The following is a 3375-nucleotide window of genomic DNA, read 5'->3' on the forward strand; positions in this document are numbered from 1 at the left end:
GCAGCGGCGCGGCGGCGAGCAGCGGGCCGACCCGGGCCTGCATGGCGGCGCGCGCCTCGCTGGCCGTGAAGCCGGCATAATCCGGCTCCGGCGGGCTGAGGCTGAGGATCTGGGCGAGGATGGGATCGAGCGTCATGCCACCATGCTGGCACGACGCGGGGCGTCACGCAAAGCCCAGAATCATGCAAAGCGCTGTTTTAGCGCAACCATTGCCAGCGCCGCCGCCGCCGCTTCGCCGCCCTTGTTCTTTTGGGTCTTGTCCGCCCGCGCGATGGCCTGGGCTTCGTTCTCAACGGTCAATATGCCATTGCCGATGGCAAAGCCGTCAAGGGTGAGGGCCATGATGGCGCGGGCGCTTTCACCGGCGACAACCTCGAAATGATAGGTCTCGCCGCGGATCACGCAGCCCAATGCGACATAGCCATCATATTGGCCCGAGGCGTCGGCAAAGGCGATCGCGGCGGGGATTTCGAGCGCGCCCGGCACGGTGATGATGTCCCAGGTCGCGCCGGCGGCCTTCAGCGCCTCGCTGACGCCGTCGCGCTGCATGGCCGCGATATGGGTGTAGAAGGGGGCTTCGACGATCAGGATGTGCATGGCTTTACCTCAGGCGCGGGGAGGAATGGCGCGTTCGCCGACGACATGCAGGCCATAGCCTTCGATGCCGACAATGTTGCGGTGCTGGTTGGTGAGCAGGATCATATCGGTGACGCCGAGATCGACGAGGATCTGTGCGCCGATGCCATAATCGCGCAGGGTGATGGGTTCGCCCTGGCCCTTGGCGCGCATCTGTTCGGAAATGGCGGTGGGGCTGCCGTCGCGGATGATGACGATGACGCCGGCGCCGGCCTCGCCGATCACGTCCATGGCGCGCTGCAACTGGCCGGCGCGCTCACCCTTTTCGGCGAACATGTCGGTAAACATCGACTGGGTGTGGACCCGCACCAGGGTGGGCTTGCCGGGCTCGACGCGGCCCTTCTGCAGCACCATGTGCTCGCCATATTCGGCGGTGTTGGCATAGGTCTTGGCCAGCCATTCGCCGCCGTGCCAGCTTTCCAGCTTGGTTTCGGCCACGCACTTCACCAGCCGGTCGTGGCGGTGGCGATAGGCGATCAGATCACGGATGGTGCCGATCTTCAGGCCGTGGCGGCGGGCGAACGGGATCAGATCGGGCAGCCGCGCCATGGTGCCGTCATCGTTCATGATCTCGCAGATCACGCCCGACGGGTTGAGCCCGGCCAGCCGGCTGATGTCCACGCTCGCCTCGGTATGGCCGGCGCGCACCAGCACGCCGCCGTCACGGGCGACGAGCGGGAAGACATGGCCGGGCGAGACGATATGCTCCGGCCCCTTGGCGGCATCGATGGCAACCGCGATCGTGCGGGCGCGATCGGCGGCGGAAATGCCGGTGGTGACGCCTTCCTTGGCCTCGATGGAAACGGTGAAAGCCGTCGAGTGACGGGTGCCGTTGTGCTGCGCCATCAGCGGCAGGCCGAGCGCTTTCACACGGTCGCTGGCCATGGCCAGGCAGACCAGGCCGCGGCCATATTTGGCCATGAAATTGATGGCATCGGGCGTCGCCATCTGGCCGGGGATGATCAGGTCGCCCTCGTTCTCGCGGTCTTCATCGTCGACCAGGATATACATGCGGCCGTTGCGGGCCTCGTCGATGATCTCCTCGATGCTGGAAAGCGCTGGACCGGCGTTGCGGTCGGCGAGCCAGGCTTCCAGCTTGCGCAGCGTGTCGGTGGTGGGGTTCCAGTCGGCCTCGTCGAGTGCGCGCAGGCTGTTGGCATGCAGGCCGGCAGCGCGGGCCATGCCGGCCTTCGACTCCTCGCCGCTGGCGACAAGGTCACGCAACCGGGCAATCAGGGACTCGCTCATCACAGCGCCTCACATCAGAATGTGAGGCGGCCATGCGCTCATCACATTCTGCTGTCAAGACTTGAGCTGGTTCATCCGGAACAGGTAGCGGGCCAGCACGTCGATCTCGATGTTCACCTCGTCGCCGGCGTGGGCGGTGCCGAAGGTCGTCCATTCCGCCGTGTGCGGGATGATGTTGACGGTGAACCAGTGGCCGAGATCATCGTCGCTGACCTCGTTGACGGTGAGGGACACGCCATTCAGGCAAATGCTGCCCTTGGGCGCCACATAGGGCGCGACGCTGGCCGGCATCTGGAAGGTGAAGCGCTTCGAATCGCCTTCGGCATCGATACTGGCGATGGTGCCGACAGCATCGACATGGCCGGTGACGATGTGGCCGCCAAGCTCGTCCCCCACCTTGAGTGCGCGCTCAAGATTGAGGCGAGCGCCCTGCTGCCACATGTTGGCGGCGGTGCGGCGGCGGGTTTCGGCCGAAACATCGAAGCTCAGGCTTTCGGGCGTCTTGCTCACCACGGTGAGACAGACCCCGCTGTTCGACACAGACGCGCCGATGGCGATGCCGCTGGTGTCATAGGCGGTGGCGACGGTGACGCGGATATCGCCGCGCTCCTCGACCGAGGTGATGGTGCCAATGTCGGTGATGATGCCGGTGAACATGGGACTGGCCTAGCGGATGCGGGTGTAGCGTTCAATGCGGTCTGGGCCGAGCGTCATCGCCGGCCCGGTGGCCCAGCGGCCATGGGCGTCGGGCAGATCGGCGAGGCCGATGTCGCCCAATGTGCGCCCGCCGCCGATAAGGATTGGCGCGCGCATCAGGATCAGCGCATCAACCAGGTCGGCCGTGAGCAGGGTGGCGGCCAGGCCCATGCCGCCCTCCACCAGCACACAGAGCGCCGGGTCTGCGGCGAGCGCGGCAAGATCGGGGAAATGCACCACCGGCGTCGGCAGGCCATCCCCGCGCCCGACGACGCCCCTGCGTGGGCTGCGCGCTTCCAGTCCGGGCAGGCGCACATCCAGCGCCGGCACATCCGCATCCCAGGTGCCGCGTCCCACCACGATCAGATCGCAGCGGGCGCGTTCCAGGTGGGCGGCTGCCCGCGCCCGTTCGCCCGTGATCCATTTCGACCGGCCGTCGGCCATGGCGATGGCGCCATCCAGCGACACCGCCAGTTTCAGCGTGATGTGCGGACGGCCCAGCCGCAGCCGCGTGAGGAATCCGGCCAGTTGCGTTTCGGCTTCGGCGGCGCGAACGCCATTGGTGACGCCAATGCCGGCCGCCTGCAGCCGCGAAACGCCGTCGCCATCGGTGCGTGGATCGGGATCATGTGCGGCGATCACCACCCGGGCGACTCCAGCCGCCACCAGGCTGTCGGCGCAGGCGGGGCCGCGCGGGCTGACATGGGCGCAGGGTTCCAGCGTCACATAGGCGGTGGCGCCGCGCGACGCGTCGCCGGCCTCGGCCAGCGCCATGGCTTCGGCATGCGGGCGGCC

At 67.3% G+C, this 3375-nt stretch carries 4 protein-coding genes; all 4 read right to left on the minus strand.

The window, feature by feature from the left end:
• Nucleotides 1-180 precede the first annotated feature (180 nt).
• Nucleotides 181-597: a 6,7-dimethyl-8-ribityllumazine synthase gene (ribH, locus tag GJ693_RS14885; RefSeq protein WP_156257045.1), complete on the minus strand. Its 417-nt coding sequence runs from the start codon at nucleotides 595-597 to the stop codon at nucleotides 181-183.
• A gap of 9 nt (nucleotides 598-606) precedes the next feature.
• Entirely contained in the window at nucleotides 607-1884 is a 1278-nt protein-coding gene (gene ribB / locus GJ693_RS14890; RefSeq protein ID WP_156257046.1) for a 3,4-dihydroxy-2-butanone-4-phosphate synthase, read from the minus strand.
• Nucleotides 1885-1938: 54 nt separating this feature from the next.
• Nucleotides 1939-2541, minus strand: coding sequence for a riboflavin synthase (locus GJ693_RS14895; RefSeq protein ID WP_156257047.1), 603 nt, complete (start codon nucleotides 2539-2541; stop codon nucleotides 1939-1941).
• A 9-nt stretch (nucleotides 2542-2550) separates the two neighbouring features.
• Nucleotides 2551-3375, minus strand: an 825-nt coding sequence (gene ribD / locus GJ693_RS14900; protein ID WP_156257048.1) for a bifunctional diaminohydroxyphosphoribosylaminopyrimidine deaminase/5-amino-6-(5-phosphoribosylamino)uracil reductase RibD, incomplete at its 5' end; no start/stop codon positions are given.

The organism is Sandarakinorhabdus oryzae, from assembly GCF_009733735.1.
Lineage (GTDB): Bacteria > Pseudomonadota > Alphaproteobacteria > Sphingomonadales > Sphingomonadaceae > Sandarakinorhabdus > Sandarakinorhabdus oryzae.